The organism is Dysgonomonas hofstadii (genome assembly GCF_014196915.1).
GTDB classification, from domain to species: domain Bacteria; phylum Bacteroidota; class Bacteroidia; order Bacteroidales; family Dysgonomonadaceae; genus Dysgonomonas; species Dysgonomonas hofstadii.
The window spans coordinates 87581-113614 of sequence record NZ_JACIEP010000006.1; the positions used below are offsets into that span (position 1 = coordinate 87581).

Below are 26034 nucleotides of genomic sequence, written 5' to 3' on the forward strand. Positions count from 1 at the left end.
AATCTCATAACTTATAATTCATAATTCTTCTCAGTCCATATACACGGTTTTCTCATATTCGTTCTTCTTACGCCTGACAATATTCCGGGCATCTATCCCTTCGTTAGTCGCTTCATTAAATGCCATAGCCGCATCGTTATATTCCTTGACGTCCGATTTGGAATCTGCTCCCAGAATACCATATTTTTCAAGCAGAACGATCTTTTTCCTTACTACATCTATATATGTCAACACAGATTCCTGATATTCAATTCCACCTTTAAAGACCGGCATATCAATCACTGTCTGTTTTATTTTATCCAGCTTTTTGAGAGGTTGCACCGAAGTTCCGTTTAAGTTGAGATTCACTTTCTTGTCCCACACCCTTTGTATCAATTCCTCATATTCGGTATAAACAACGTCTGTATCCTTAATCATGTCCAACAAAAAATAATTATATCCTTTTTTGTTGTCTATCTTTTTATTCATTTCCACGTTGCGAGTTGTCACTTTCCCCGTGCTCTGTGCATATCCCGCTCCTGCCAAGCAGAGTATAAAGGATATAATAAGTATTGTTTTCATCTTCAGTAGAATTTGTGTTAGTCCTTAATTTTGTGTGCTATTTATGTTACTTCAAACCACTTATCATTAATGAGAGGAACGAATGCTTCCATTTTTTTCAATAATAGATCTATTTTATCATCTACAATCAGAAGATCACGGTATTCTTCTTTTAAGAAGCCTTTTTCTATCATCTTTTCTGACATGGCTATCAGTGGCTCGTAAAACCCATCTATATCCAACAAACCCACAGGCTTGCGATGTAAAGCAAGCTGTCCCCATGTCAGTATTTCAAAAAGTTCTTCCATAGTACCGTACCCTCCCGGAAGAGCAATAACAGCATCACTCAACTCGTTCATCTTCGCCTTTCGTTCATGCATTGTATCAACCACATACATCTGCGTTAAATTTTTGTATTCCAGTTCTTTCTTTTTCAGAAACTCCGGAATTACACCAATTACCTCGCCACCTTCGGATAATGCTCCGCTGGCAACCGCTCCCATCAATCCGACATGGGCTCCACCATATACAACTCCATACCCCCTACGGGCTATTGTTTGTCCCAGTAATCTGGCCTGCTCAGTAAACACCTTCTCATTTCCGGAAGATGAACCGCAAAAAACCGATATGTATTTCATCTAATAAAATATACTCTCAAATATGCATAACAAAGATAATAATTTATTGCATACAAATTTTAGTATTAAAAAATGCTGTTGAAAACTTTTGATAATTTATCTTTGTTTATCAAACAAATAAGTAAACAAATCTACAAAATGAGATATTTATCCATTATAATTCTATTTTTCTTTACCCTGCTATCAGGGTGTAAGAGTACACAAATAGCTAATAAACAGGAAAAACCTGAAGATTGGTTCAATGTTGCTGTTGTTCCGGAAAGCGTTGATATTTATACTGATACTACCAGTATCAGATTTGAAAACGGGCGCGCTTATGCCTATGAAAAACGAGTCTACACAACTTCTGAAAGCAGGAAATTATATACAGACAAAATACGGGACCGAATGGACAAACCTGAAAAAGCAAAAAAATGGAGCGATTTCAGTTATTGCATTTACGAACGGGAATACGACTGTGTAAACCAGCAATCAAGAACACTTAGTGTTGAAGATTTTGATTCAACTGGAAAAAGTATATTGAAGACTACAACAGCCAAAAAGAATCTGAAATGGGTGCCGATAGCAAAAGAAACAATAGGTGACTATACTTTTTTCTTTGTATGTGACTATCAGCAATAAAAAGCTTTTGTAATTTTTTTCGTATCTTTGCATTCTAATTCGATTCAATAGAAAAATGATCGCTGTTATCATCTCCTGGATTGCTATTTCGATAGTATTTCTGTCATTCGGAGACTTTCTTATTTTACTATACAACAAACTTTGCCGGCTGAACGAACAATACGGACTAACCGACACGCTCCTTCTGGGAATGTGCTTTATGCTTATACCACTCTCGCTCACTTCTTTTTGGCTGCCATCTAACCAGTATATATTATTTTCTTTTCTGATTTTGAGCGTTATTTACTGGATATGCAGACAAAAACGCTTCGAGATGATGCTCAAAAACATGAAAGCAGGCATCAAAAAATATTCCTTATGGCAACTTCTTGCATTTATCGTGCCTATCATCGGTTTTATGGTTGTAATACTATGGCAGGTGGGTATTTTCGATTCGCTGTACTACCATCATCAGAATATCCGGTGGAACGAAGAATATGCAACAATACCCGGCCTGGGCAATATAGAATACAGATTCGGTTTTAATTCGAATTATATGTTGCTTGCACCCATCTTCGGATTACGATTCTTATTTGGAGAAGCTGTATATGGGGTGCAGGTACTAATTCTTCTCTATATCCTCTGCTGGATATTTAAAGAAATAATACAATCGGGCTACGAGGTAAAGAGAGTATTACTGCTGGTCGTTTTTACCGGATATATCTTTGCTTTTGCCTATAGTTTTGCAGCGACATCTACCGATGCCATCCCTAATGTGGTCGCTTTTTACCTGATAGCGAGATTATTGCTATATCCTGCCGAACTAAAGAATAAGCTGTTACTTTGTATATTACTACCGATATCACTAGTTACCTTTAAATTATCTATAGCTCCACTATGCCTCATTTCCTTATACTCACTCATTCTGCTAATAAGAGGAAAAGGATGGCGCAGTATCTCTTTTCTGTTATCAACAGGAAGTATTATAGTTGCATTGTGGATGATCAGAAATGTTATATTAACGGGGTATTTGGTTTTTCCGTTCTACGAAATAGACATATTCAATGTGGAATGGAAAATTCCGAAAGAAATAGCTATGCAGGAACGCGAGTTTATCTATACTTGTGGAGTAAACGTATTTAACAGTATGATATGGTTCCTGAAAAATTGGGACTTTGATATTTCTAATTTACCAAACTGGCTCTTCTATAACGCTTATATAAGCTCGTTCATTCTGGCACCTTTAATTACGGTGTATTGCCTAATAAAGAAAAAGTTCCTGAATCGTATAACATATTTTCTATTTCTGGTACTGGTGGCTATTTTACTATTTTGGGTGACCGGAGGACCGGATCCCCGCTTTGCCGGAGGTATATTGTTTGCCTTGATGTATTATGTTGTTTTCATGCTTTTTTCCACACGGGAAGAGAAAAGATATCCGGTAATAGGTAAAACTATACTGATTATGTTTACTGCGATAATGATATACTGGCCTGTCAACCGCACTATCAGATTCTCGAATATATATAATCTCAATAACAGCGGAATATCGGCGCGACCTGTATACTCTGCTATTTACAAACCTTTCTCGTACAAGGAAATGCTTAAATCCTGGGGAGCTTTTGTCAATGAATTCTATCCTTACCGGTTCGACGAAAACCTCACTTTTTATGTCAGCAACTCGCCTGAAATACCTAATGGCCGCTTTGTCTGTTTCGATGCCCCGTTCCCATGCATTATATTGCAAGAAGATGATCCGATGAAATATCAAAATATCAAAGATATAGAAGCACGGGGGGCTACTTTTCAGGAAGGATTCAGACCAAAAAGAAAATAATAACAAAAGGCTTTATCACCATTTGACGCCCTTCATTTATCTATCATAACAGACATTCTCTGATATCCATTTTATAATAGCAGTTCGTAATTTTCCTTATATGTGGTAAAATTTAGATTATTCTATTCTTTTACCAAAAGGCACAAGGGCAAGATGAATCAGTTTGAAATGCTGCATTCCGAACGGAATGCCGACTATAGTAATACAAAATAAAACACCCCAGAATAAATGGGTGAGTGCAATCCAGAAACCGCCAATAATTATCCAGATAACATTCATTACAAAGCTGAGACACCCCGATGAGCTTTCGTCCGTTACCACTTTACTTCCAAAAGGCCACAGTGCCAGCATCCCCATTTTAAAGGCCTGGATACCAAATGGAATCCCGATAATAGTTATCATCATAAGGAAGCCTGCAATAAAATATTCAATAGCGATCATAAACCCGCCAAATAGTACCCAGATAATATTTCCAAGAGTTTTCATATGTTTTTCAATTTCATCATCTTCGACAAATATAGCTGTAAAATACAGAATTAAGAATCACTGCCGGATATTTTTTCAGACATACAAATTCTTATAATAAAAAATTCTTCGTTATTTTGTGATAAATATCATAGAATGAAAAGATCCATATATATCATATCCGCCATATCCGGCATCCTGTTCCTCTTCTCGGTGTGCACACCATATAACAGTAACAAGGTAAACCATGAAATGATACAGGGTAAATGGATGCTCGTTGATGCTCACCATGCCGAGGAAAGGGTAGATACAGCGTTCATGGATTATGAGACAGAACAAACCATCCTGTCATTTGAGGACAACAAGTGTACTCAATATATGTTGTACCTGAATGACACTCTTACTTTCGCATTTTATATAAACGATTATAAACTGACATTATATACAGACAGCATCCCGGTCAATACCTTCGGCATAGTAGCTCTCACACAGGACTCTCTTATTTTACTGAATAATACTACTTTGCGTAAATATAAAAAAACAGAGCAATAGACGTTTTCACTTTACTGCTCTGATTCTTACATATCTGTTATTCTTCTAAATTTCGCGGTCGAAACGGAAAATAGTTTCGGCAACGACTTTTAAATCCCCATCGTAACGTGCCGATTTGGTATCTTCAAAAGTATTACCTTCATTATAAAACTTTTTTATCCATGTTCCAAAGGAGGCTTTCTCTCCATCATCATCAGTATAAATATAGTTTATTATATCGTCTGTAATATATACCGGATATTCTGTCTCTTTGCCTGTAATTCCATCAGTCAATGTCATTATTTTTTCACCTTTATCATTAACGGAGAAATCATAAATAGTTCCCCTGAGAGTCTTCTGTGCTTCGGCAGAAGCCACCGGTTGAAGAACGTTGTCATAATATATATAAACTTCAGTGATTACCCATCTGCCACGGCATAAATCATCATAATCGATCTTCACTTTAGCCGGATTTACGCCATCATTAGCAGTAGGACTAACATTAACATCCCTGTTTGCATAAACATCAGTCACGCTATATTTCGTTTTTCCGTCTTTAGCAACCCTCATATAGGTATTATCCCACTTTATAACACCATTTTTAGGCTCCCCGAGCACTCTACGGCCTTGCCGTTCTCCTAGTGGAATAACTTCCTTACTGGGGCTTATACTATCCATATAGAAAATAATGCTGTCTTTATCTTTAATTTCATACCACCCCTGGCTTGTCTGTACGCCAATTCCATTATATCCTTTAACAAGGTACTCTCCATTTTCGGTATACATTTCGAAAGTAAACCCGTCCAGATCAATAGCGCGGAAAGTCTTATATATCTGGGAACTCCCCGTACCCGGATTCTCCGTGATCAACTTGGTTGAATAATAAGTCTCCCATTTGCCGTAGACATCCTCCGGTTCAAGATCAACTATGGTTTCACCGCCATCGCCCCCTCCATCATCTATTTCATCGCTGTTTGTTGCACACGAATATAACCCCATCAGGGTGATAAGTAATATATATAAGATTTTTTTCATCGTTTTGTAGAATGAAGTATTGTGCATAAATATGTTACAAAGATATATAATTATCTCTCAATTAGATAGTGATGTAATTATTTTTTCCTGATTTTAACTCATAAGTTGTTTGTAGCAACAGCCTGATAAACATTTAACGAAGAATGCAATGCAATATTATTTATTCTATATTTTATTTTTTCAAGATCATTTTATATTCGTAATCGTAGTCGGCTACCTGTACCAGCATTTCGTCACCAGAACGCGACAGCACTTTCAGTATTAACTTTTTAGCCTCTTGTTTACTTGCATTTTTCTCTATATAATTGCGATAAGATATAACAATAGAATCGCCTTCTATTGTATACCGGCCGGCTATATTGAACAATATAATACCTTCTGAGGCCTCTCCCTTATGAAAAACCATATTCTCGCGAAATATATATGTGTCGGCATATTCGCCAATTTGTCTCTCAACATCTCCCTCTATCCGCTTATATTCAGTCCACCGTCCTTCTATATCATCTTTTGTCAGAGGACGGTTATCCTGAGATCTGGCAGCTGGGGGAAATAATAGAGCTAACAAAATTATGATTCCGATATTTTTCTTCATACCTGTTTGTGTTATAGACCATATACAAAGATAGCGAAATTTCAGATAACTAAACTTCGTACCTAAAAAGATGAAGGTGTATATCTTTCCGAAACATACACCCCCTCCTCTGATTCACCAAAACTTAACTTAATTATTTAACGGGTACGCCCCCCTCTTTCAGAATTAGAAGCCAGGCGATAATTACTATTTGACCGGGAAGATGAATTATCCTGCTTTACCCGTTCGTTTTTCGAATTATCCCTGTTTGACTTAGCAGGAGAGCTGTTGTTTTTATCGCTTCTGCTTCTGTCCTGACGGGAGCTATAGTTATTATTCGATTTATTATTATCTCTTCCTGAATTATAGTTTTTGCTGGAACCACTATTCTTGCTATTATCCCTTCTGTTATCGGAACGATAGTTGTCATTTCGATTCTGACGATCATTCGTTTTTTTATCATTAGAATAATACCTGTTATTATGGTTGTTATAATCCCTTCGATTATCATATTTCTTATCGGAATACCACACCACCCTGTTGTTGCGGCTGTCACGATAACGGGCTTCGCGACTATCACGGATTACCAGTACGCTTTTATGCCCTCTGTATCTTGCATAATCTCTATAGTGATTGTGATGATATCTCCACGGCTGATTAACGTTCAATACAACTTTATACAAACGATACAAATCATAATTCCGGTAAGCATAAGGTAAATAATGAGCCGATACCCACCTCCCCCTGTCGAGGAAATAGAATAAACCTACGTTTACATCGTAATAGATATCAATATCCGGGAAATAATAATATCCCGCATAATCATATCCTACCGGGCCCCACGCAGGTTGACGGCCTATATTTATATTTATGCTTATATTTTGAGCTTCTGCTGTATTATAGAATGATGTTACTCCCATCAATAATGCAAATACTAATACTAACTTTTTCATAACCTCAAGTATTAAAATGTGAATACTCAATTTTCATCTCTTTGTATCTTTGATGTTTTCAATCCCGAAAAGATTAATCGTTAACAAATTCTTTAACCTTTATTAACCGAAACATCTTCCAGAAGTCAAACAAACATCTAATTAACAGATATATACGATCAACAATATAAAAATAGCAAAAATGGATAACTATCATTTACTTTAAAATACTTTTATTTGCATATCGGATGTGATAAAATAATACGAACACTAAAAATTTATATTATGGATCAAAAGTTTTGTCAAAGTTGCGGTATGCCGCTGAATGTAAGTGATGATTTCGGCACTAATGCGGATAAAAGTAAAAATGAAGATTATTGCACGTATTGTTTTGCCGACGGAAATTTCACCAGTGATTGCACTATGGATGAGATGATAGACCATTGCCTCGAATATCTGGATGAATTCAACAAAGATTCTGAAAAGCAGTATTCGAAAGAGGAAGCCCGTGCGACTATGAGGGAATACTTTCCTAATCTGAAACGCTGGGCAAAAGCATAATCGCTGATGAAAGAATCGACACAGAACGATTACGAAAAAGCCGTGAACAAGGTGATTGATTATATCAATCACCATTTGTTCGAAACTCCCGGTATACAAACCCTGGCCGAAGTGGCTAATATATCGGGATTTCATTTCCACCGGATATTTAAAGTGATTATCGGGGAAAATATCGGTGAATACATCAATCGTATCCGTCTCGAATATATTGCCGAACGCTTGCAGATGAGTAACCGAAGCCTGGAAGATATTGCCACTTCGACAGGATATGGTAGCCAACACGCCCTCTCCAAAGCATTTAAAAAGCACTTTGGACTTTCTCCTTCAGCATTCAGAAAACAGGAAAAGGATCCTTTCAATTTTTTTGGGAAAGACGAACGAAAAATAATAGAACTTACACCCGAAATAAGAAAAATAGAATCAAAAAAAATAGTCTATATACGGATCATCGACTGGTATGGAGCACCCGAATCATACCGTATTGCATGGAAAAGACTGGGACAATTTGCCCATCAGCATGATCTGATAAACAAAAACACGGAATTCATAGGCCTTAGCTTCGACAATCCAACGATCACTCCTCCAAAGAATTGTCGATTTTATGCCTGTTTCACTACAGAAAAGGAGATAAAACCTTTCGGAGCTTTTGGTGTGCAGGAAATCGGAGGAGGATTGTATGCGATATTCACTCTTAAAGGTTCGTATAGCAAATTGCTTGATATGTATTATAATATTTACATGAGATGGTTGCCTGCGAGTGGATATAAGCTGCGAAAAGGCTGTGGTTTTGAAAAGTACCTCAACAGTCCCGACCAAGTAGAAGAGAAAGACATCTTAACTGAAATCTATGTACCTGTAAAAAAAGCCAATAGAAATTTATGAACATCATTACTTTAACCGACAAGAACTTACAAAACGAGCACCTTTGTTGCGCTATGAGCAGTAAGTCTACAGAAATGGGTATCGCTGCAAAAAAAGAATGGCTTGCATGCCGTATACAAGAGGGATTAAAGTTTAAGAAACTGGATGCCCGGGGCAAAGTTTTCATTGAATACCTCCCGGCTGAAAATGCATGGATACCTATCGAAGCCAACGGGTATATGTATATTAATTGTTTCTGGGTATCAGGCTCATTCAAAGGTAAAGGATATGGCAAGCAACTGTTGGCCGAGTGTGAGGCCGACGCCTTATCTCAAGGAATGAAAGGTATCGTATTGATCACCGGTAATAAGAAGAAACCCTATTTGTCGGACAAAGCTTTTATGCTAAAACAAGGTTATGAGGTTTGCGATAACTGCCTACCCTACTTCGAATTAGTGGTAAAATGTTTCGATAAAAACGTAGTTCTGCCCCGATTTAAAAATTCTGCACGGCAAGGCATGGGAGAAGGTATACATGGTATCGATATTTTTTATACTGCCCAGTGCCCGTTTACAATACCTTATACAAAAATGCTGGAGCCTGTGATCATGTCATATGATTATCCTGTACGCCTGCATCAGATAACAACAAAAGAAATGGCCCGGGAACATGTAGCTCCTGTAACTACATATTGTGTATTTCTGGATGGCAAATATTATTCTAATGAAATATTTACCCCCGACAAATTAAAGAAATTAATAGAGAAAACCGGTAACAGTTAAATATCTTCGAACTCCCGGGCGTATCTGACTGTTCCCCTTACACCCGAAAATCCACCTTCGACCAGTTCCATCCCCATAAAACTGTTTTCAGGGACATTGAAAGGTGGCTTTATCAGCCAGCGACTGGTAGGAACAAATCCGCATTTGGCATAATAATCAGGATGTCCCAGCACAATTACAGATTTGTAACCAAGTTCACGGGCTCTGTCCAGCCCATGCTTAATCAGACGGCTTCCTACACGACGGCGCTGCATTTCAGGCGTCACAGCCATAGGAGCCAGAGCCAGGCTATCAAACTCCCTATCTCCGTCGATTATTTTAATCTTACTGAAGAGAATATGTCCTATAGCCTTATTATCTATTGTAGCTACAAGCGATAACTCCGGAATGAAAGCATCGCTCAATCGTAACCTATCCACCAGGAGAGCCTCCTCTTTCCTTTTAAAAGCTTTTGAATTCAGATTATAAACAGCAGGAAAATCACGGGCCTCTTCTTGCCGTATCCCTACCGCTAAAATTTTATTATCCATGGTAATAAATGGTTATAAGGTCTTTAAAGGTAACAAATTAAGTTTAAACGAACAGCAATAATAATGAAATATTGCACCGAATTCAGAAAGAATAACTTTATTTTTCTTAAAAGAACCCTTTTCACCTCAGTTTTATTCAGAAGAATCAGATATACATCATGTTACACTAAAACAAACAGTCCCGGAATAACAGAGGCTTCAATCTGTCAATATCATTGAATACCTTCTCTTTATTACCGTTATCTGTATAACAAAATCAATGATCAGGTTTTCAGCCTATATTTTATTTTTTCACCAAAAAGAATAAAGTTTGAACATTTCCGATACTCTTTTGTTATAAATAGTGAATATAAAATTACATATAGACAGATACAAAGAATACCATGAATTAGTCTGGGTATTCTTTGTTTTTTTATGTCTGTCCAGTTTATAAAGATTGTTTTATCAAAAAAAGTATTAGGTTATGAAAAGGTTATCAATTTTATTAGTGGCAATAGTAGCATTTAGTATCAGCAGCTTTGCCCAACAGGGAATCGGAGAGCAGTACAATGTATTATGGGTATTGAACAATACATCTACAGCCAATGATATTGCAAAATATGTGAACGCAAGTCCAGAACAAGCTCAGGAAATGAATAATATATATTATGCTTCGGTGCAAAGGCTGACCGAGGCCCTGACCAGCAATAGTAAAGAAAAAGCTGAGAATGCATTATACTTCAATATTGCAAATGTAAAGGCTGTGTTAACTCCTACACAATACAGAAAGTATCTTGCCATCTTAAACAAGACATTCTATAGCCAACAAGTTAAATTTGAATCTGTTGCAGATAAATAAACATTATACTGCTTGTTTATAATAAAAGAGGACTGAAATATTTCAGTCCTCTTTTATTTTCCGTAACCGCATTACTATCTTATCCGGCTCCGACAAATATGATATAAGCATTGTATCTCCATCTACTATTTTAAATTTGCATAGCCGTTCCTCTCCTAAGCGGCCTACAATTTTGATCTCATCGTTTTTCATACTGTAAATCCCTACGAAATCGTTTCTGGCAATCTGTCCGTCAACTTGTACTTCCAAATAAATAGTATCATTAAAGAAATGTAGTTCCGGGGCACAGATAGAATCGTTTGGCAAGAGAAAGGCTGTATCATTAGTTCCTTCCATTTCCATAGCCCAGCGACCAGTAACACCACTGCTTTCGCCACAGGCCATGAATACCAATACACACAAACAGCAAAATATTAGTTTTTTCATCGTATATTTTACAAATAACACTGCAATATATAAAATTATCAAATATCTTTTGTTAATTTTAAGCAGATATTATCTCAAAATAATCATATATAATGAAAAGAGTAAGCCTGTTTTTAATCTTGATTCCTCTCATCCTTAACTCTCGCCTGTATGCCCAGTCTCCTGATGAAAAAATAGGTACACTGATAAACAACAGTGATTATTTCGAACTAGATGAACAATATGCGTTGTTAAAGGACAGCATACATCCTATGTTGACAATATTCTCGGAAGTAATGCTGAATTTTTCATTCAACAACCCTAAGGAGACATGTATATACGCAGATAGCCTTATCAGAAATTTCCAACAGGAAATAGGCTTCGGAAATGTGGTTTCGATGATAATGATAAAAAGCCAGAGCCTTGCCGAAATGGAAGAATACGCACTTGCGGCAGACAATATAAAAGCTTTTACGGATGCCGCCTCTATACATATGGATTCTGCCACAACAAAATCATTATATGACACATATCGATATTATGACAGGTTAAGATCCATCCCTAAAAGTCAACTTTTACGTCCATCAGCCGACACGGAGATACCTATTGATATAGATACCCTGAAAGTTGGTGGCAATATGATGTATATACCCGTAAGAATAAACGGCAAAGAGGAACGGTTTATCCTCGATTCAGGCTGCCCTACCTCCGCATTCTTCTCCGAAAGAATGGCTCAAAAGTATAACGTCAGAACTGTTTTCGATTCTTTAATAGTAAATGGAACGGGTACAGGATATGGGCGGTTAGGCTTTCTGGACAGCATAAAAGTGGGCGATATGACATTAAAAAATCTTCTGATAACGGTAGTTCCGTCCAATCCTTCTGTGGATAGTATATTCAGGGTAGACGCTGTACTTGGGCAACCGATAATGAAACTGGCCGGAGAGATACAAATATATCCTCAAAAGAAAAAAGTAATATTTCCGATACACCACACACCACTACCTCAGAGTGGCAGAAACATGATCATCCATGCCAGCCATCCGTATATTAAAACATATCATCTCGACGAAAGGCTAATCATGCACTTCGATACAGGCAACTCATCTTCCAACTTACATTATAATTTCTATGAGAAAAACAAAAATGAAATAGAAAAACTGGGGACAAAATATTCCCGGTTAAGCGGGGGATACGGGTCTGTAGGAATGAAAGAATTCTATAGACTACCATCATTTGAATTAAAAATTGGGAATACTGTTTTCAATATGAAAAATATGGAAATAAGTACAGAACCTGTTTTCGTATCACAGGGAAATGAAAACGGTGCTTTGGGTATGGCATTTATAAAACTGTTTGATAAAGTTACGGTCAATTTTGACCAGATGTTTGTTGATGTTGAATAAAATAACAAGAACATGAAAGCACGTATAATATTTTTAGTTTTACTGCTCGGATCTATTCAAATTAACGCTCAGGAGGGGCATAAGTTGAATACAGGAATAGATATGTCTTTCGGGCTACATTATTTCAACAGTGAAAAAAATAATCCTGTAGTAGCCGGATTTAGCGTGGGATATGAATATGATTTTGTTTTCTTTTTTGGTATAGAAGCCGGATTTCGTTTTGGAGGGTTCAACCAGAAAGTGAACTATCCCGATCCGAATCTGGGTGTTAACGAACTGGATGATCCTAATAAAAATGTTCATTCAAAGGATATTTACCGGGGCACATATTGGGCACCGTATATAGCACCTAAGATATATTTGCCGATAGGTTATGATGAAAGTAAAGACCGTCCCCGGTTTGTATACATTGAAAACAGGCTTTCCTACGGACGGATGAACCTCAACCTCGATAAAATAGAAGATATGCAGGGTTCTGCTCATAAATACCGCCTTCAATATGAAATCAGGGCAGGATATCAGTTCCCCGTCAGCGACCGGTGGGCTATCAACTGCTGGCTGGGATACAATACCTTCGATTTTTCGAGAATAAAACCCGAAGTAATGAAGTTCAAAAATACAACGCCTATTCAGGTAGGTATAGGATTTAATTACATTATCAAGCAATAAGGCATGAGAAGAAAAAGTCTGCTTTTGGTTTTTAGTATGATCTGGCTATGCATTGTGCAGGCACAGCAGAGCAATGTTACCAGCATATTGGAGATACTTGAAGTATCCACAGGACAACGAACTACAATTAAAGAATTTCCTTACCTGATCGAGGCTCCGAACTGGACATACGACGGAAAATGGCTAATTTACAATAGTAGCGGCCAGCTCTACAAAATATCTCCATCAAATCCTGATAAACCAGACAAGATTTATACTGGCTTCGCCACCAATTGCAACAATGACCATGTGCTTTCATCCGATGGAAAACAAATAGCTGTCAGCCACGGAACAAAAGAAGACGGTCAATCGCGGATATATACCTTACCTATCGAAGGTGGAGACCCTCAACTGATAACCCCGATGGCTCCCAGTTATTTACACGGATGGAGTCCTGATGGTAAATATTTGTCTTATTGTGCCGATCGAAATGGAAATTATGATGTATATACGGTTCCGGCCAAAGGTGGTGAAGAAAAACGCCTGACCTCTACCGAAGGACTCGATGATGGCCCCGAATATTCTCCATGTGGAAAATATATCTGGTTCAATTCGGTACGGACAGGACTGATGCAGATATGGAGGATGAAAGCCGACGGCTCGGAACAAACACAGATGACATTTGATGAAACACGAAATTCGTGGTTTCCTCATATATCGCCCGATGGGAAACAGGTCGTATTTCTCACCTATTATAAAGGTGATCTGGAGCCAGGCCAGCACCTGCCAAATAAAAATGTGGAATTACGGGTGATGTCCACCGAAGGCGGTGAATCCAGAAATCTCATAAAATTATTCGGCGGCCAGGGAACGGTCAATGTTAACTCATGGTCACCCGATAGTAAATATATCGCTTTTGTCAGTTATCGTTTAAATAATTAATTCCCCATTTAATGGATACCCAACAACCAGAAAAAGTAACAAGTATTCTCGAAATATTTGATATCGAAACCAATGAAAGAAGAATTATCAGAGAATTCCACTATCTGATAGAAGCTCCGGATTGGACACCCGATGGCAAATATCTGATATATAACAGTGATGGATTGATTTACAAGCTTTCTGTTGCATCACCCGAAAAGGAAGAATTAATAGATACGGGATTTGCCAGTAAATGCAACAATGATCACCTTGTGTCTCCCGACGGAAAATGGCTGGCCGTAAGCCACCGCTCGCTACCACATGGCAGGCCTACCATCTTTGTTCTCCCGGCCGAAGGAGGGATACCCGAACAGGTTACTCCATCAGAGCCCAGCTACCTGCACGGATGGAGTCCGGATAACAAAAAACTAACCTATTGTGCCAATCGTGATGGAGAAATGGATGTATATACTATCAATCTGGATGGCACAGATGAAACCCGTCTCACGACATCCGAAGGTTTGAACGATGGCCCTGAATATTCTCCTGATGGAAAGTATATCTGGTTCAATTCGGTACGGACGGGACTGATGCAGGTATGGCGGATGAGAACAGACGGGACAGAACAAATTCAAATGACCTTTGATGGAGACCGCAATTCTTGGTTTCCTCATATTTCGCCCGATGGAGAACACGTTATATATATCGCCTATAAGAAAGGGGATCTCGAACCACATGAACATCTGCGATATAAGAACGTAGAGATTCGGGCGATTTCTCAAAATGGGGGTCACCCCAAAACACTCATAAATTTATTCGGAGGACAGGGTAGCCTGAATGTGAACTCATGGTCACCCGATGGTAAACAATTTGCCTTTGTATGTTTCAGATTAGAACAATAGTAAAAACACAGAATATGAGAACAATCACAACATCAATTATCTTTCTTTTCCTTCTACTTATGGGTGGAAAATCGTTTGCTCAGGGTTTGCCTTTCTCCATGACAGCAAATGCCGGTATAAATGTTTCGGACATGGATATACAACATCTGGGGACAAATGTAAAAGTAGGTTATAACTTCAATGTGACATTAGAATACAATCTACCAAAGAAATTCTTTTTGCAAACGGGACTTGAGTTCTCCAGTAAGGGAGCAAAGGTAAAAGACAAAGAATCCGGAACAATGTTGGGAAAAGAAGTTCTTGAATATTTCGATAATAGTGATATCGATCCGGATAAAAGATATTATTACGCCACTGAAATCAGAGGGAAATATAATACGCGGTATTTCACTATACCTGTTATGGGAGGATATCGGCTTGCCGTAGCTGACAAAATTAGAATGAATTTATCCATAGGGCCATATTTCAGCTATGGAGTGGGAGGAAATTCATCATTATCTCAAGTAATAGCACTGGCTACATCCTTGGAAGGAGGAGTGATACTAGATGATCCGGTCAATAGACATCTTATGAGTATCAGTACGGCTGGAAAATCATTCGATATGTTTAAGCGCTTCGATATGGGGTTGAAAGGAAATGTAGGAATAGAATATTACAGATGCCTGCTGAATATAGGCTACGAATACGGTTTTATCGACCAGTTTAAAGCAGACGGAATTTCATCATACAATATGAATATGTTTGTAACGGTCGGATTCCGGCTCTTTTAACCAGTATTTTATCATAAAACAAAAAGCACGAATTAATTTAATGTTAATTCGTGCTTTCTTATTTTCAGATTTATTTTAAACTACATGTATCTCTCTTTCCTTCAATACTTTTATCATATCGGCAGTCACTTTCTCCAGATCGTATTCGGGACACCATCCCCATTCCTGACGGGCGCAGGTGTCATCCAAAGAATTCGGCCAAGAATCAGCGATCGCCTGTTTCAACGGATCCACATCATATTCCATGACAAAATCAGGATAATGTTTCTTTATAGCCGCATAGATCATTTCGGGATCGAAACTCATAGCCGCTATGTTGAATGAATTACGATGGATCAGTTTTGCCGGATCGGCTTCCATGATGTTGACCGCCGCATTCAGCGCATCGGGCATATACATCATATCCATAAAAGTACCTGCTTTGATCGGGCAGATAAATTTCTCTCCTTTCACTGCATTATAATAGATCTCTACTGCATAATCGGTAGTTCCTCCTCCCGGATGGGTCAGATTGGATATGATACCCGGGAAACGTACCGAACGGGTATCGACCCCCCATCGAGTATAATAATAATCGCTTAGCAATTCGCCCATTACTTTTGTAATACCATAAACTGTATTCGGACGCTGAACAGTATCCTGTGGCGTTTTATCTTTCGGTGTTTCAGGCCCGAATGCCCCGATCGAGCTCGGAGTGAAAACCGCACAATTCAGATCACGTGCCACATCCAGGCAATTCATCAGGCTACCGACACCCACATCCCAACCCAGTTTCGGGTACTTTTCTGCGGTTGCAGATAAAATAGCCGCCAAATTGTAAATAGTGTCTATTTTATACTTCTTCACTGCGTCGGCAATCTGGTTTATATCTGTCGCATCTATTTCCACAGTAGGCCCCCAATCAAAGAAACCTTCAGGGAAAGGTGGTTTGTAATAACCACAGATTACATTACTATCGCCATAAATAGAGCGCAATTTTATACTTAATTCCGAGCCTATCTGGCCCGTACTACCTACAATAAGTATATTTTTCATAGAGATTATTTAATTACACCTAGTTCTTTTCCTATTTTAGTAAATGCAGCCACGCATTTGTCGAGATGCTCCGTCTCATGGCCGGCCGAAATCTGAACACGTATACGTGCCAGGTCTTTAGGTACTACAGGATAATAAAATCCGGTAACATATATCCCCTCTTCCAGTAGACGGGTAGCCATATCCTGCGACAGTTTCGCATCATACAACATCACAGCGCAAATAGAGGATTGCGTAGGTTTGATATCGAATCCGGCAGCTTTCATTTTCGCAACGAAATAATCGGTATTGGCATGTAATTTATCCTGTAAATCATTCGTCCTGTCCATTAGTTCGAACATCTTTATTCCCGCAGCGGTAATCATCGGAGGAATAGAATTTGAGAACAGGTAAGGACGGGAACGCTGACGAAGCATATCTATAATCTCTTTTTTGCCGGTAGTAAATCCGCCGATAGCTCCTCCGAAAGATTTGCCAAGAGTTCCGGTAATGATCTCTACTTTTCCCCGCAAATTAAATAACTCGGTAGTACCTCTGCCTGTATGTCCTACGACCCCGGCCGAATGCGATTCATCTACCATTATCATGGCGTCATATTTCTGAGCCAGTTCATAAATCTTATCTAATGGCGCCACATTTCCATCCATAGAAAATACACCGTCTGTAACGATCACACGGAAACGCTGCGACTGTGCCAGCTTCAATTGTTTTTCCAGATCTTCCATATCGGCATTCACATAACGGTATCTTACCGCCTTGCAAAGACGCACACCATCAATTATGGAAGCATGGTTCAACGAATCGGAAATGATCGCATCCTGATCGGTCAGTAAAGGTTCGAAAACACCTCCGTTAGCGTCGAAACAGGCAGCATAAAGGATAGAATCCTCAGTTCCGAAGAATTTGGCAATCGCAGCTTCCAGCTCTTTATGCAAATCCTGAGTCCCGCAAATAAACCTCACCGAAGACATACCAAATCCACGGGAATCCATCGCTTCTTTTGCAGCTTCTATCAGTTCTTTATTGTCTGATAAACCCAGATAATTATTCGCACAGAAGTTCAATACCTGCTGGCCTGTACTCACTCGTATTTCCGCACCCTGAGGCGAAACTATAATACGTTCATTTTTGTAAAGTCCTGCCGATTGTATATCAGCAAGCTCATTTTTTAGATAATTTTGAAAGGTAGTGTATGTATCCATAGCTTAAAATTTGAGGTAAAGGTAGTAAAATGTCAATATATAAAACATCATAGATCAAAAATATTTTAACGAAAAACAAAAAAGAAAAACAATTGGCAAAAAGAGCAAATACTCAAAGCAAAATTCTCATTTGAGTTAAGAAAAATCATGAAATAAAAAGAAGCTTTAATCCTATATAGTATCTTTTTGCTGACCGCATTATTTAAGAAAATAATTACTTACCTTTACACACCCAGAAATAAATGTCAAATTAATACTAATCATGAAAAAACTTATTTTTTTATTCCTGTTATTAAATTCGTTCATTATGGTATTCGCTCAATCCGGAAAAGAATTACTGGTACTGGATAATTATCTGATACCTGTTGGAGAGAAAGGTGCTACAATAGGGAAATTCGTAGTCCGCCCTAATGAAAAGCTGTCGCTTGTAAGCGACACGGCCAAATTATTTAGCCTGGATAAACAGGGTTATATAAAATTGAAAAAAGATGCCGTATTAACCGATGCATCGCCCATTCGTTTCGAAATAAAGATCAAAAGCAATCATGAAGTAAAATCATTTGAACTGGTTAAAGATAATTTTATCCGCAATGGTGTGATCGCCCACCGTGGCGCATGGAAAAACCAGGATGCCAGCCAGAATTCTTTAAAAGCACTGAAGAAAGCGATAGAAATAGGATGCGAAGGTTCGGAATTTGATGTTTGGTTGTCATCAGACGATAAAGTCGTATTATCGCATGACCCTGTTATAGGCGGTAAGACTGTCGAAGAAACTACTGCCGAAGAATTATTTGCCATACCGTTAAAGGATGGGGATTTTTTACCAAGCCTTGAAGATTATATATCTCTTGCTAAAGGGCAAAATAAAACCCGGTTGGTATTGGAAGTGAAAGCTTCGCAAAAAGGAAAAGAACGCAGCGAAGCCGTAGCCGAAAAATCGGTAAAGATAGTGCATGACATGAAAGCCCAGGCATGGACCGATTATATAACATTCAGTTTCGATGCAGCCAAACGGATTCGGGAATTAGATCCTACAGCAAGAGTACTCTATCTGGAAGCAGACAAAACGCTTGAGGAGCTGAAAGATGCAAAAATAACAGGAATAGATTATCATCGTAATCATTTCGTCAAAGATACCGAACTGGTAAACAAGGCCAAATCGATAGGATTGATAACCAACGTATGGACAATAAATAAAGAAGAGGACATGAAAATCATGATGGGACAAGGAGTGGATCTCATCACGACAGATGAGCCGGAACTGCTTCTGAAACTGAAGAAGTAACAGATTTATGATAAAATTATAGAGCCTTAAAAGTATATCAAACTTTTAAGGCTTATTTCATTAATTCTCCAGGCTTATTATTTACAGGCCTTATAATTATCGTTAAGCTTTTTTATTTTGCCCATTTCCAGAGTGGCGTCGTGACAGTAAACGAGCGTATAACCGTTTTCTTCTGCCTCTTTCATAAACCGCAACTTTTCGCTGGCTGAGGTAAGTGCACAGATATCATAGGCTGATATCCATTCCACAGGCACATGAACCGAAGTGGGAATAAGATCGCCGGGAAAGGTATATTTTCCCGCATCAGTTTCTATATATACGACAATCTGTCCTTTCGAATGTCCGTCAAAGAGCCTGATATTGAAACCGTCGGTTAGTGAGATATCACCATCAATCAGATTCAACTGGCCGGCATCATAAACAGGTTGAATATTATCAGCAAATATGGAATCAGCTTCGAGCCGGTTGGGGTTCTTATAATTCTCCCATTGTGCCCTGCTCAGCCAGTAACGGGCATTGGGAAAAGACGGAACTGTTTTTCCGTCTTCATTCTTTCGGGTTGCACCACCACAATGATCGAAATGCAGGTGAGTGAGTATTACATCGGTAATTTCTTCCGGCCGGTAACCGGATGATTGTATAGCCTTATTTATATCCACCAAGTCTTTTGGCTGGTAATAAGAAACTTTTCTCAGATGCTTACTGCCCATACCTGTGTCTATCAATATCTTCCTGTCCCGGGATACGGCCAGTATGCACCGCATTGCCAAAGGACACAGGTTTTCTTCGTCATATGGATATTTACGTTTCCATGCCCTTTTGGGAATGGCCCCGAACATGGCACCTCCATCAGCCATGATATATCCGCTGTTTATTATCTTTATTTCAAACATGATGCTAATATAATAAAAAAAGAAGAGACGGTTCTCACAACCATCTCTTCCCGGACCTTAACACTAATATAAAACTAACATATACTATGATAAAACAGGTATAAATCAACTAAACAATCTATCTAACACACTATGAAAAAAGTAAGATACCTGTTTATTATCTAAACACACTATAGAGTGGTTTTGTTCATACTAAAATAAGATTTCACATATTTGAAGAAATATCGCTATATTTATGGATGTGATGGATAATGCTTATTTTTGTATCTTGTTTATATAACAAACAACCAGAGAAAATGCTCATTGCAAAAAGATTAAAAAAAGAAAATATAAGTGAATATCTGCTCTACATGTGGCAGGTAGAGGATATGATACGTGCAAACGGACTCGATATAGAGAAAATAAACAGCCGGATAGTTTCCCAGTATGACCAGCCCGAAGAGGTGAGGAAAGAAATACGGGAATGGTACGGAAACCTTATTGACATGATGCGCAGTGAAGATATTGTTGAAAAAGGCCATCTCATAATCAATAAGAATGTCATATCCGAGCTGACCGATCTGCACAATCGCCTGTTAAATAATTCAGCAGAACAGGATTATTCTTCGGCATATTATAAAACTTTGCCTTTTATTGTCGAATTAAGAGCCAAATCTCCGGAAAAAGATACTCCTGAACTGGAAACCTGTTTTTCTGCTTTGTATGGTTATTTATTAATGAGGCTGCAAAAGAAAGAAGTCTCGGGAGAAACGCAGGCGGCTATATCGCAGATATCATCTTTCCTTCGTCTGCTTTCGCAGAAATATAAAGAAGCACAGGACAGTAGACTAGATGTCTGACAGTCTCAGTTCTTATGTTTCCTCTCCCAGATACGTTTGCGGATCAATAAGTCGCCGACTAATAGCAAAAGAATTGTTCCTGCAATACTTAGCATCAGAGGATCGAATTGCAAGTGCGGTATAGTATAATCGACGGCAAAAGAGTCTTTGTCTATCGTAAGGCCATATAAATGGAATATAAGAACAGGAATGCCAATCGCTGCGACGACACCTCCGATAATGGAAAATACGGAGATAACACGAATTCTGCGCTTCTGTCTGGCTGCGACATGGTGAACCTGTAACATCAGCCGGTCTTCGAAGCCGGCAGATGGTTCATCCAGGTTTATACCCTGAAATAAACTCTTCAATTTATCATTATCCTGCGCATTCATTGTTGTATGAGTTTATTTATTTCAAAGTTCATAAATTTTCTTATCCTGTGCAACTTTACTTTCACATTTGCTACACTTATGCTTGTTATATTACTTATATCCTGTATGCTGTGATTATTCATATAGAACATGGTTATCATCAGGGCATCATCCGGAGAGAGCTTTTTGAGCACAATATCCAGGCATTTCAATTTATCTTCCGTGTTTATACGGTCTATACTTTCTGGCAGATTTTCATCCGGTATGTTTGCAAAATTGTCTTCAATGGCTGTAAATTCATATTTTCGCTTACGGATCTCCGAGATTGCCGTATTATATGCTATGCGATAGAGCCATGTTGCAAATTCAGATTCTTCGCGGAACTTATCAAGTGACTGGAATACTTTTATAAATATTTCCTGAGTAATGTCTTCAGCGTCCTCCCTTCTGGCGATAATTTTACAGACAATGGTAAATACCATTCTCTGATAACGCCTTGCTATGTATATAAAATCATCGGTATGACCGTGTTTTATACGGCGTATATAATATATATCGTCGAAATCAGCCATATCCGTATGACGCAACAGGGTGCAATAGGTTACAAAAATAAACTGAAAAATATATCTGAAAAATATTTTCCTATAATTTGTAACCTTTAATTATACCCTGCGTCAAAATGAGCAAACGATAAATAAAATAAATGTATAACAAATAAAAAATTAATATTATGAACGATTTAGCTCCTGTTTTGGTTGTAGCTATAATTTTTATTGTAGTATACAAAATATTTGAACTTTTTGTAAGGCGGAATGAGCGATTGGCGATGATTGATAAATTGTCAGGCGGAATAGATCCGCAAATTTTGAAAACACAATTGAGCTTACCTGCTTACAAAAACGAGAACTATAATGCCTGGTCGATACGCATAGGCTTATTATTAGTCGGTATTGGCTTAGGTGTAGCCACCGCTGTTATTATAGATTTATTTGCGGTACCACCAGCTGCGGATGGAAAGTTGTTTTATGAATTCAGAAATACTATATCGGCTCTGTATCCGGCGTTGGCTGCTGTTTTTGGAGGAATAGGGCTGGTGATAGCATATTTTGTAGAAAGAAAAGACGGAAAATCGAAAGATAATTCGGAATCCCTGTAACAATACCACAATTTTAAATATAGAATGCCGGATTGTTATCAATCCGGCATTTCTTTATCTATAAGAAAAAGGAGTCAAAAGCGGTCTTTGAAACAAGAGAATAAATATTAGAGCCTGTTTAAATTTTTGTAAGGTTTTAGTTAAAAAGCTAATGGCCATTAGCTAATAGTTAACAGCTAAAACGTGTCATGTTTTGATTGAAAAAGCTGCAAAAGTGTAACTTTTGTAACTTTTTTGTTAACTGAACAACTGTTGACTGTTAATAGAAAAGTCTGTCCGTTTTGTAAGTTTTTAGTTAAAACCATATAAGGTATACCAGATGACTTAACTATCCGGACAGCTAATTACAAATATCATCACAGATATAAGATTTATGCATACTTCCTCGGGTAACGAAACAAAATAGATGCAATAGCAGCTATACCGATAAGGAAAGGATAATATAAGTTTGGTATTATCTCGATAGGATTTACCTTAGCCAGTCCTGCTGCAATCAGTAGCTGGGCGCCATACGGGATGAGCCCTTGTATAAAACACGAGAATGTATCGAGCAAACTGGCAATTTTCCGCCCGTCGAGGCCGAATTTATCACTTATATTCTTAGCAATCGGGCCGCAGATAATAAGTGCGATCGTATTATTCGCCGTACAAAGGTTAGTAAAAGAGATCAAGCCTGCGATTGAAAACTCGGCTGACCGTTTAGAGCGGATATTGCGTGTCATTTTTTCTATAAGCCAGTCGATGCCCCCATTGAACCTTACCAGTTCGAACATGCCACCAGCCAGGAGAGTAACAATAATGAGTTCTCCCATATCGACAACAATTCCGTTGCTGATTGCCGAAGTCCATTCCCACACACCGAAGCCGCCGGTATATAGTCCAACGATTCCCGACAATATGATGCCAAGAGCCAGTACCACCATTACATTAGCCCCGGTAAGAGCCGTGATCAGTACTACTAGGTATGGGACTACTTTCAGCCATTCTACCTGATCGGCTGTAACAGATGTTCCTCCCATTAATTCCAAACCCTGATATATGTAGATACCCAATACTATAAGCACTACCGGAAAGACGATCCGGATATTTACTTTAAACTTGTCCTGCATCTTACAACCTTGTGTGCGGGTCGCGACAATAGTTGTATCTGATATAAAGGATAAATTGTCTCCGAACATAGCACCACCAACAACGATACCCAGCATCAATGGCAGATCTATTCCGGCCTGCGAAGACACCCCGACCGCGATGGGAGCTAATGCCGCAATTGTCCCGGTAGAGGTTCCCATTGACATGGAAATGAAGCAGGCTGCTATAAAAATACTGGCCAATATTGTTTTTTGAGGCAGCAGATATAACATCATGTTTACTGTAGCGTCCACTGCTCCCATCGCTTTGGCTGTCCCGGCAAAAGCTCCGGCAAGAATGAAGATGACGACCATCAGCATAATAGTTTCGTTGGCGGCTCCCCGGCAAAACTGGGTAATACGGTTCGAGAGTTTTCCTCCCTTCGAATACAGTACGGCAACTACCGAAGCGGTGAGAAAAGCAACAGAGACAGGCATTTTGTACAGATCGCCTGTAAATATAAAAGTTAAGACGTATAACAGGAAGAAAACAGCTAAAGGCATCAAAGCCCAAGCCTTCGAATTATACCATCGTCTGTATTTATTATCCATTCAGTAAATCAATATTATAAGTGGCAAAGGTAATACTATTTGGAATATTTTTTAACAGAGAACATGGCAATAACATTTAATAATGTGAATCAATATTTGTATTTTTGGCATCTCAAAGAACAATAAGCTTATGAAAAAGATATATTTTACCATATTTACTATATTAATGGCATGTAGTATGACTGCTCAGGAAAATAACAGGCAACAGACTGATGCACTCCCATACGACAGCTTGTCTAATTTTTTGGGGCGAAATGCCATGGCGTATACAGGGCAAGAACTATTTCTTAAAGGATTGAGTAAAGTTGATCAGGCATACGGATACAGTGGCTTTATACTGAAGTATAGAAAAGATGACGGAGTGTTGAACGATGAAAAGAACATCTACAAGCCTAATGAAAATTACAACTCACGTTATGAAGACCTTGCTCATAAATACTTCCATGTGCAAGCAGTTATAACGCATCCCCGCACTGATAAAAGTGAGACTGATTTCTATCTGAAGTTACAGGAATTATCAAGCGGAGATATTGTGTATTATCAGTATGATGTCAATTCAGAATTCACCTTCCCTTTTATCGTCAGGGGGTATTTTGAAAAACAGAGGGAGTTGAAGACAGGAAAGAAATATATCTTGCAGGATAATGTATTGAAGATGTCGCGTAATCTCGTTACCGGAAATGCTATACCTGTTACAACGGGAGAAGTATGGAAATGTACGGATGTGAATATCGATAACTCAAACAATGAATTATCTATGGTTTTCCGGAATCCACAAGGTGTAACCACAGCGATTGCCTATTCTTTACTGGATGACAACGATGGCATAAAGAAAATATACACAGAGGAAGAAGCTAAAGAATTAACCAGGAAATACAACAGCAACAATTTCCGCCGTATTCTCCAGAATAAAATCAGAACAGGGATGACAAAAGAAATGACTCGTCTTGCATGGGGCGAGCCTACTGAGAAAAAGACTGTAGGGAAAACCGAGCAATGGTTTTATCCGGCAGGGAAGTTAACATTTACAGGAAATACTATAACCAGTACAAAATAATAGAAACGGGCTCTGCCAGAAGGCAGAGCCCGTTTTTATTATATACTGATACTATTTGAAAAAATCACTTCTTATCTTTAGCAACAATCGTAATCTGTAGTTCGATATTGTCGTCTACGATATTATCTTTCAAATTGGCGAACAATGTTTTTGAGCCATAAGTTACATTCCATTGTGTACGGTCGATAGTGAACGGAACTGTTACCGCCTTATAAAGATCTCCCTCTTTTGTTATCTTAGCGCCGAAAGTAATATTCTTTTCCACATCTTTCAGTTTCAGATTGCCACTTACCAGATGGGTAACACTGTCTGTTGTATTTGTTCCGGCTTCTATTTTTGTGATGGTGAATGTGCTTTCAGGATATTTAGCAACATCAAAGAATTCTTCACTCTTCAGGTGATTGACCAGCATTTCATTCATATTTTTTTGAGTAAGGTCTTCATCGACAATCCTGTTCATGTCAATAACAAAAGAGCCGGAAGCCAGACTTTCACCGTTTATTGAAAGGTTTCCACTTTTCAGGGCGATTGTTCCATGATGTGAACCTCCTACTTTTGATCCCTTCCACTTGATAACCGAAGCTGTTGTATCTACTACCAATTCCTGACCGGCCCCTGCTGCTGCCGTTTGTGCGTCTGTGCCTTCCACTTTATTTTTTACGGCATTGCCTCCACATGATGCTGTAAATACCAATGCTGCTATAGCTGCTAAATAAACTTTCATTTTCTTACTGTTTTAAATTATTCATTAAAATTCACGTT

31 protein-coding genes are annotated in these 26034 nt (G+C 38.5%); 16 read left to right on the forward strand and 15 right to left on the reverse strand.

What is annotated here, in order from left to right:
- Positions 1-30: 30 nt before the first annotated feature.
- Together GGR21_RS09470 and GGR21_RS09475 are read right to left on the reverse strand one after the other, a co-directional pair.
- Positions 31-561 (reverse strand): hypothetical protein, encoded by a 531-nt coding sequence (locus GGR21_RS09470; RefSeq protein ID WP_183306976.1) that lies wholly within the window; start codon positions 559-561, stop codon positions 31-33.
- Between the two features lie 41 nt (positions 562-602).
- Positions 603-1178 carry an LOG family protein gene (locus tag GGR21_RS09475; RefSeq protein ID WP_183306977.1) on the reverse strand — a complete coding sequence of 192 codons (576 nt, stop codon included), beginning with the start codon at positions 1176-1178 and terminating at the stop codon, positions 603-605.
- A gap of 138 nt (positions 1179-1316) precedes the next feature.
- On the opposite strand from GGR21_RS09475, the gene GGR21_RS09480 reads away from it, so the two are divergent.
- Together GGR21_RS09480 and GGR21_RS09485 are read left to right on the forward strand one after the other, a co-directional pair.
- Positions 1317-1799: a surface-adhesin E family protein gene (locus GGR21_RS09480; protein WP_183306978.1), complete on the forward strand. Its 483-nt coding sequence runs from the start codon at positions 1317-1319 to the stop codon at positions 1797-1799.
- Between the two features lie 55 nt (positions 1800-1854).
- Positions 1855-3615, forward strand: coding sequence for an LIC_10190 family membrane protein (locus tag GGR21_RS09485; RefSeq protein WP_183306979.1), 1761 nt, complete (start codon positions 1855-1857; stop codon positions 3613-3615).
- A gap of 117 nt (positions 3616-3732) precedes the next feature.
- Here GGR21_RS09485 and GGR21_RS09490 read toward each other — a convergent pair whose 3' ends face one another.
- Positions 3733-4101, reverse strand: a complete 369-nt coding sequence (locus GGR21_RS09490; RefSeq protein WP_183306980.1) for a YccF domain-containing protein — start codon at positions 4099-4101, stop codon at positions 3733-3735.
- A gap of 135 nt (positions 4102-4236) precedes the next feature.
- Between GGR21_RS09490 and GGR21_RS09495 the strand changes: the two genes are divergently transcribed.
- The gene (locus GGR21_RS09495; RefSeq protein ID WP_183306981.1) at positions 4237-4632 is read left to right on the forward strand and encodes a hypothetical protein; all 396 of its coding nucleotides are present in this window, start codon (positions 4237-4239) and stop codon (positions 4630-4632) included.
- Positions 4633-4677: 45 nt separating this feature from the next.
- On the opposite strand, the gene GGR21_RS09500 is transcribed toward GGR21_RS09495, so the two are convergent.
- The 3 genes from GGR21_RS09500 to GGR21_RS09510 form a co-directional block, all read right to left on the reverse strand.
- Positions 4678-5646: a hypothetical protein gene (locus tag GGR21_RS09500; RefSeq protein ID WP_183306982.1), complete on the reverse strand. Its 969-nt coding sequence runs from the start codon at positions 5644-5646 to the stop codon at positions 4678-4680.
- Positions 5647-5818: 172 nt separating this feature from the next.
- A complete protein-coding gene (locus GGR21_RS09505; protein ID WP_183306983.1) occupies positions 5819-6238 on the reverse strand; it encodes a hypothetical protein in 420 nt (139 codons plus the stop codon).
- Between the two features lie 137 nt (positions 6239-6375).
- A complete protein-coding gene (locus GGR21_RS09510; protein ID WP_183306984.1) occupies positions 6376-7170 on the reverse strand; it encodes a hypothetical protein in 795 nt (264 codons plus the stop codon).
- A gap of 264 nt (positions 7171-7434) precedes the next feature.
- On the opposite strand from GGR21_RS09510, the gene GGR21_RS09515 reads away from it, so the two are divergent.
- The 3 genes from GGR21_RS09515 to GGR21_RS09525 are packed head-to-tail and all read left to right on the forward strand — an operon-like array spanning position 7435 to position 9353.
- A complete protein-coding gene (locus GGR21_RS09515) occupies positions 7435-7710 on the forward strand; it encodes a zinc ribbon domain-containing protein (protein ID WP_183306985.1) in 276 nt (91 codons plus the stop codon).
- Between the two features lie 6 nt (positions 7711-7716).
- Positions 7717-8592 (forward strand): AraC family transcriptional regulator, encoded by an 876-nt coding sequence (locus GGR21_RS09520; protein ID WP_183306986.1) that lies wholly within the window; start codon positions 7717-7719, stop codon positions 8590-8592.
- On the forward strand, positions 8589-9353 hold the full coding sequence (locus GGR21_RS09525; RefSeq protein WP_183306987.1) for a GNAT family N-acetyltransferase: 765 nt from the start codon (positions 8589-8591) through the stop codon (positions 9351-9353). The genes GGR21_RS09520 and GGR21_RS09525 overlap by 4 nt, the downstream gene beginning before the upstream one ends.
- Here the strand turns inward: GGR21_RS09525 and GGR21_RS09530 are convergent.
- On the reverse strand, positions 9350-9883 hold the full coding sequence (locus tag GGR21_RS09530; protein WP_183306988.1) for a GNAT family N-acetyltransferase: 534 nt from the start codon (positions 9881-9883) through the stop codon (positions 9350-9352). The two genes, GGR21_RS09525 and GGR21_RS09530, sit on opposite strands and share 4 nt — an antisense overlap.
- Positions 9884-10346: 463 nt before the next feature.
- Between GGR21_RS09530 and GGR21_RS09535 the strand changes: the two genes are divergently transcribed.
- Positions 10347-10721: a hypothetical protein gene (locus GGR21_RS09535; protein WP_183306989.1), complete on the forward strand. Its 375-nt coding sequence runs from the start codon at positions 10347-10349 to the stop codon at positions 10719-10721.
- A gap of 42 nt (positions 10722-10763) precedes the next feature.
- On the opposite strand, the gene GGR21_RS09540 is transcribed toward GGR21_RS09535, so the two are convergent.
- Positions 10764-11147, reverse strand: a complete 384-nt coding sequence (locus tag GGR21_RS09540; RefSeq protein WP_183306990.1) for a hypothetical protein — start codon at positions 11145-11147, stop codon at positions 10764-10766.
- 92 nt (positions 11148-11239) lie between these two features.
- On the opposite strand from GGR21_RS09540, the gene GGR21_RS09545 reads away from it, so the two are divergent.
- The 5 genes from GGR21_RS09545 to GGR21_RS09565 are packed head-to-tail and all read left to right on the forward strand — an operon-like array spanning position 11240 to position 15773.
- On the forward strand, positions 11240-12532 hold the full coding sequence (locus tag GGR21_RS09545) for a retropepsin-like aspartic protease (protein WP_183306991.1): 1293 nt from the start codon (positions 11240-11242) through the stop codon (positions 12530-12532).
- Positions 12533-12544: 12 nt separating this feature from the next.
- The gene (locus GGR21_RS09550) at positions 12545-13201 is read left to right on the forward strand and encodes an outer membrane beta-barrel protein (RefSeq protein ID WP_183306992.1); all 657 of its coding nucleotides are present in this window, start codon (positions 12545-12547) and stop codon (positions 13199-13201) included.
- 3 nt (positions 13202-13204) lie between these two features.
- Positions 13205-14122, forward strand: coding sequence for a TolB family protein (locus GGR21_RS09555; protein ID WP_183306993.1), 918 nt, complete (start codon positions 13205-13207; stop codon positions 14120-14122).
- 11 nt (positions 14123-14133) lie between these two features.
- Positions 14134-15003: a TolB family protein gene (locus GGR21_RS09560; protein ID WP_183306994.1), complete on the forward strand. Its 870-nt coding sequence runs from the start codon at positions 14134-14136 to the stop codon at positions 15001-15003.
- A 14-nt stretch (positions 15004-15017) separates the two neighbouring features.
- A complete protein-coding gene (locus GGR21_RS09565) occupies positions 15018-15773 on the forward strand; it encodes a porin family protein (RefSeq protein WP_183306995.1) in 756 nt (251 codons plus the stop codon).
- 75 nt (positions 15774-15848) lie between these two features.
- Here the strand turns inward: GGR21_RS09565 and GGR21_RS09570 are convergent, their stop codons facing one another.
- Both GGR21_RS09570 and kbl read right to left on the reverse strand, forming a co-directional pair.
- Positions 15849-16808, reverse strand: a complete 960-nt coding sequence (locus GGR21_RS09570) for an NAD-dependent epimerase/dehydratase family protein (RefSeq protein ID WP_183306996.1) — start codon at positions 16806-16808, stop codon at positions 15849-15851.
- 5 nt (positions 16809-16813) lie between these two features.
- Entirely contained in the window at positions 16814-18010 is a 1197-nt protein-coding gene (kbl, locus tag GGR21_RS09575; RefSeq protein ID WP_183306997.1) for a glycine C-acetyltransferase, read from the reverse strand.
- A gap of 262 nt (positions 18011-18272) precedes the next feature.
- Between kbl and GGR21_RS09580 the strand changes: the two genes are divergently transcribed.
- Positions 18273-19295 carry a glycerophosphodiester phosphodiesterase family protein gene (locus tag GGR21_RS09580; protein WP_183306998.1) on the forward strand — a complete coding sequence of 341 codons (1023 nt, stop codon included), beginning with the start codon at positions 18273-18275 and terminating at the stop codon, positions 19293-19295.
- Between the two features lie 77 nt (positions 19296-19372).
- On the opposite strand, the gene GGR21_RS09585 is transcribed toward GGR21_RS09580, so the two are convergent.
- The gene (locus tag GGR21_RS09585) at positions 19373-20188 is read right to left on the reverse strand and encodes an MBL fold metallo-hydrolase (RefSeq protein WP_183306999.1); all 816 of its coding nucleotides are present in this window, start codon (positions 20186-20188) and stop codon (positions 19373-19375) included.
- 296 nt (positions 20189-20484) lie between these two features.
- Here GGR21_RS09585 and GGR21_RS09590 point away from each other — a divergent pair, with 296 nt between their 5' ends.
- Complete coding sequence (locus tag GGR21_RS09590) at positions 20485-21027, forward strand: DUF4924 family protein (protein WP_183307000.1); 543 nt, start codon at positions 20485-20487, stop codon at positions 21025-21027.
- 5 nt (positions 21028-21032) lie between these two features.
- Here GGR21_RS09590 and GGR21_RS09595 read toward each other — a convergent pair whose 3' ends face one another.
- A complete protein-coding gene (locus GGR21_RS09595; RefSeq protein ID WP_183307001.1) occupies positions 21033-21401 on the reverse strand; it encodes a hypothetical protein in 369 nt (122 codons plus the stop codon).
- Positions 21398-21952, reverse strand: coding sequence for an RNA polymerase sigma factor (locus tag GGR21_RS09600; RefSeq protein WP_183307002.1), 555 nt, complete (start codon positions 21950-21952; stop codon positions 21398-21400). Before GGR21_RS09600 ends, GGR21_RS09595 begins: the two co-directional genes overlap by 4 nt.
- 158 nt (positions 21953-22110) lie before the next feature.
- On the opposite strand from GGR21_RS09600, the gene GGR21_RS09605 reads away from it, so the two are divergent.
- Positions 22111-22536: a DUF6249 domain-containing protein gene (locus tag GGR21_RS09605; protein ID WP_183307003.1), complete on the forward strand. Its 426-nt coding sequence runs from the start codon at positions 22111-22113 to the stop codon at positions 22534-22536.
- Between the two features lie 371 nt (positions 22537-22907).
- Here GGR21_RS09605 and GGR21_RS09610 read toward each other — a convergent pair whose 3' ends face one another.
- Positions 22908-24215: a Na+/H+ antiporter NhaC family protein gene (locus tag GGR21_RS09610; protein ID WP_183307004.1), complete on the reverse strand. Its 1308-nt coding sequence runs from the start codon at positions 24213-24215 to the stop codon at positions 22908-22910.
- Positions 24216-24345: 130 nt separating this feature from the next.
- Between GGR21_RS09610 and GGR21_RS09615 the strand changes: the two genes are divergently transcribed.
- Positions 24346-25272, forward strand: coding sequence for a hypothetical protein (locus GGR21_RS09615; protein ID WP_183307005.1), 927 nt, complete (start codon positions 24346-24348; stop codon positions 25270-25272).
- Between the two features lie 64 nt (positions 25273-25336).
- On the opposite strand, the gene GGR21_RS09620 is transcribed toward GGR21_RS09615, so the two are convergent.
- Positions 25337-25996, reverse strand: a complete 660-nt coding sequence (locus GGR21_RS09620; protein ID WP_183307006.1) for a YceI family protein — start codon at positions 25994-25996, stop codon at positions 25337-25339.
- Between the last annotated feature and the right edge of the window lie 38 nt (positions 25997-26034).

Excerpts from the sequence above, each read along its gene's own strand:
- GGR21_RS09470 (WP_183306976.1), bottom strand. The coding sequence starts at position 561 with ATGAAAACAATACTTATTATATCCTTTATACTCTGCTTGGCAGGAGCG.
- GGR21_RS09475 (WP_183306977.1), bottom strand. The coding sequence starts at position 1,178 with ATGAAATACATATCGGTTTTTTGCGGTTCATCTTCCGGAAATGAGAAG.
- GGR21_RS09480 (WP_183306978.1), top strand. The coding sequence starts at position 1,317 with ATGAGATATTTATCCATTATAATTCTATTTTTCTTTACCCTGCTATCA.
- GGR21_RS09485 (WP_183306979.1), top strand. The coding sequence starts at position 1,855 with ATGATCGCTGTTATCATCTCCTGGATTGCTATTTCGATAGTATTTCTG.
- GGR21_RS09490 (WP_183306980.1), bottom strand. The coding sequence starts at position 4,101 with ATGAAAACTCTTGGAAATATTATCTGGGTACTATTTGGCGGGTTTATG.
- GGR21_RS09495 (WP_183306981.1), top strand. The coding sequence starts at position 4,237 with ATGAAAAGATCCATATATATCATATCCGCCATATCCGGCATCCTGTTC.
- GGR21_RS09500 (WP_183306982.1), bottom strand. The coding sequence starts at position 5,646 with ATGAAAAAAATCTTATATATATTACTTATCACCCTGATGGGGTTATAT.
- GGR21_RS09505 (WP_183306983.1), bottom strand. The coding sequence starts at position 6,238 with ATGAAGAAAAATATCGGAATCATAATTTTGTTAGCTCTATTATTTCCC.
- GGR21_RS09510 (WP_183306984.1), bottom strand. The coding sequence starts at position 7,170 with ATGAAAAAGTTAGTATTAGTATTTGCATTATTGATGGGAGTAACATCA.
- GGR21_RS09515 (WP_183306985.1), top strand. The coding sequence starts at position 7,435 with ATGGATCAAAAGTTTTGTCAAAGTTGCGGTATGCCGCTGAATGTAAGT.
- GGR21_RS09520 (WP_183306986.1), top strand. The coding sequence starts at position 7,717 with ATGAAAGAATCGACACAGAACGATTACGAAAAAGCCGTGAACAAGGTG.
- GGR21_RS09525 (WP_183306987.1), top strand. The coding sequence starts at position 8,589 with ATGAACATCATTACTTTAACCGACAAGAACTTACAAAACGAGCACCTT.
- GGR21_RS09530 (WP_183306988.1), bottom strand. The coding sequence starts at position 9,883 with ATGGATAATAAAATTTTAGCGGTAGGGATACGGCAAGAAGAGGCCCGT.
- GGR21_RS09535 (WP_183306989.1), top strand. The coding sequence starts at position 10,347 with ATGAAAAGGTTATCAATTTTATTAGTGGCAATAGTAGCATTTAGTATC.
- GGR21_RS09540 (WP_183306990.1), bottom strand. The coding sequence starts at position 11,147 with ATGAAAAAACTAATATTTTGCTGTTTGTGTGTATTGGTATTCATGGCC.
- GGR21_RS09545 (WP_183306991.1), top strand. The coding sequence starts at position 11,240 with ATGAAAAGAGTAAGCCTGTTTTTAATCTTGATTCCTCTCATCCTTAAC.
- GGR21_RS09550 (WP_183306992.1), top strand. The coding sequence starts at position 12,545 with ATGAAAGCACGTATAATATTTTTAGTTTTACTGCTCGGATCTATTCAA.
- GGR21_RS09555 (WP_183306993.1), top strand. The coding sequence starts at position 13,205 with ATGAGAAGAAAAAGTCTGCTTTTGGTTTTTAGTATGATCTGGCTATGC.
- GGR21_RS09560 (WP_183306994.1), top strand. The coding sequence starts at position 14,134 with ATGGATACCCAACAACCAGAAAAAGTAACAAGTATTCTCGAAATATTT.
- GGR21_RS09565 (WP_183306995.1), top strand. The coding sequence starts at position 15,018 with ATGAGAACAATCACAACATCAATTATCTTTCTTTTCCTTCTACTTATG.
- GGR21_RS09570 (WP_183306996.1), bottom strand. The coding sequence starts at position 16,808 with ATGAAAAATATACTTATTGTAGGTAGTACGGGCCAGATAGGCTCGGAA.
- kbl (WP_183306997.1), bottom strand. The coding sequence starts at position 18,010 with ATGGATACATACACTACCTTTCAAAATTATCTAAAAAATGAGCTTGCT.
- GGR21_RS09580 (WP_183306998.1), top strand. The coding sequence starts at position 18,273 with ATGAAAAAACTTATTTTTTTATTCCTGTTATTAAATTCGTTCATTATG.
- GGR21_RS09585 (WP_183306999.1), bottom strand. The coding sequence starts at position 20,188 with ATGTTTGAAATAAAGATAATAAACAGCGGATATATCATGGCTGATGGA.
- GGR21_RS09590 (WP_183307000.1), top strand. The coding sequence starts at position 20,485 with ATGCTCATTGCAAAAAGATTAAAAAAAGAAAATATAAGTGAATATCTG.
- GGR21_RS09595 (WP_183307001.1), bottom strand. The coding sequence starts at position 21,401 with ATGAATGCGCAGGATAATGATAAATTGAAGAGTTTATTTCAGGGTATA.
- GGR21_RS09600 (WP_183307002.1), bottom strand. The coding sequence starts at position 21,952 with ATGGCTGATTTCGACGATATATATTATATACGCCGTATAAAACACGGT.
- GGR21_RS09605 (WP_183307003.1), top strand. The coding sequence starts at position 22,111 with ATGAACGATTTAGCTCCTGTTTTGGTTGTAGCTATAATTTTTATTGTA.
- GGR21_RS09610 (WP_183307004.1), bottom strand. The coding sequence starts at position 24,215 with ATGGATAATAAATACAGACGATGGTATAATTCGAAGGCTTGGGCTTTG.
- GGR21_RS09615 (WP_183307005.1), top strand. The coding sequence starts at position 24,346 with ATGAAAAAGATATATTTTACCATATTTACTATATTAATGGCATGTAGT.
- GGR21_RS09620 (WP_183307006.1), bottom strand. The coding sequence starts at position 25,996 with ATGAAAGTTTATTTAGCAGCTATAGCAGCATTGGTATTTACAGCATCA.